This window comes from Xenorhabdus sp. BG5, from assembly GCF_015163665.1.
Lineage (GTDB): Bacteria > Pseudomonadota > Gammaproteobacteria > Enterobacterales > Enterobacteriaceae > Xenorhabdus.
Genome location: NZ_JADEUG010000116.1, coordinates 1 through 267 on the forward strand (window position 1 = coordinate 1; position 267 = coordinate 267).

Consider the following 267-nt stretch of genomic DNA (forward strand, 5'->3'; position numbering starts at 1 on the left):
GACCATATGAAATACCTCACCTTAATCCAGAGCATTGCCCTGCTGCACCAGCACCAGCGGGACATCAAGACCGCCGAACATCGCGGCAAGACACTGGAATATATCGAAGTGACCAAAGACGATATCCGGCTCGCCAATCAGTTAGCTCATGAAATTTTAGGCCGGACGCTGGACGAAATGCCGCCACAGACGCGCAAGCTGTTACTGCTGATCCAGCAGATGGCGCACGACATGGCAGCAGAACAGCGGTGTGCCCTGAATGCAGTG

General features: G+C 54.3%; 1 pseudogene. It reads left to right on the forward strand.

From position 1 onward, the window contains the following. A pseudogene (locus IQ209_RS18080) lies at positions 1-267 on the forward strand (DNA primase); the annotation flags it as partial.